General features: G+C 58.6%; 2 rRNA genes. Both read right to left on the bottom strand.

The annotated features are described in order from the left end of the window. A 23S ribosomal RNA gene (locus STRTUCAR8_RS11405) occupies positions 1-442 on the bottom strand; the annotation flags it as partial. Positions 443-758: 316 nt separating this feature from the next. Continuing rightward, positions 759-1192: ribosomal RNA gene (locus STRTUCAR8_RS11400) — 16S ribosomal RNA — on the bottom strand; the annotation flags it as partial.

Raw genomic sequence — 1192 nt, 5'->3', positions numbered from 1 at the left:
GAGCCGTTGATGTTTCGACTACGGGGGTCTTACCCTCTACGCCGGACCTTTCGCATGTCCTTCGCCTACATCAACGGTTTCTGACTCGCCTCACAGCCGGCAGACTGTGAAAGAGAGATCCCACAACCCCGCATACGCAACCCCTGCCGGGTCTCACACGTATACGGTTTGGCCTCATCCGGTTTCGCTCGCCACTACTCCCGGAATCACGGTTGTTTTCTCTTCCTGCGGGTACTGAGATGTTTCACTTCCCCGCGTTCCCTCCACACACCCTATGTGTTCAGATGTGGGTGACAGCCCATGACGACTGCCGGGTTTCCCCATTCGGAAACCCCCGGATCAAAGCCTGGTTGACGACTCCCCGGGGACTATCGTGGCCTCCCACGTCCTTCATCGGTTCCTGGTGCCAAGGCATCCACCGTGCGCCCTTAAAAACTTGGCCACAGATGCTCGCGTCCACTGTGCAGTTCTCAAACAACGACCAACCACCCACCACCCCACCCCTACAGGGCGAGTTCACTGGGGCCGGCACTGAAGACACAACCTCACGGCCATACCCTCAGACACCCAACAGCGTGCCCGACACCCTTCACCGCTTCCCTCATCGTTCCACGCCCCGAAGGACAGTACTGGAAGGAGAAGACGATCAAGAGTGCCGAATAATCAACGTTCCACCCATGAGCAACCACCGTCGAACGTATGCCGACGTAATGGCCCTGGACCACCAGACAATGTCTGGCGGCCTAGATGCTCCTTAGAAAGGAGGTGATCCAGCCGCACCTTCCGGTACGGCTACCTTGTTACGACTTCGTCCCAATCGCCAGTCCCACCTTCGACAGCTCCCTCCCCGTGAGGGGTTGGGCCACCGGCTTCGGGTGTTACCGACTTTCGTGACGTGACGGGCGGTGTGTACAAGGCCCGGGAACGTATTCACCGCAGCAATGCTGATCTGCGATTACTAGCAACTCCGACTTCATGGGGTCGAGTTGCAGACCCCAATCCGAACTGAGACCGGCTTTTTGAGATTCGCTCCGCCTCACGGCATCGCAGCTCATTGTACCGGCCATTGTAGCACGTGTGCAGCCCAAGACATAAGGGGCATGATGACTTGACGTCGTCCCCACCTTCCTCCGAGTTGACCCCGGCAGTCTCCTGTGAGTCCCCATCACCCCGAAGGGCATGCTGGCAACAC

The organism is Streptomyces turgidiscabies Car8 (assembly GCF_000331005.1).
Classification (GTDB): Bacteria; Actinomycetota; Actinomycetes; order Streptomycetales; family Streptomycetaceae; genus Streptomyces; species Streptomyces turgidiscabies.
The sequence above is the reverse complement of the archived record's forward strand: the minus strand, read 5'-3'. Positions and strand labels throughout refer to the sequence as shown.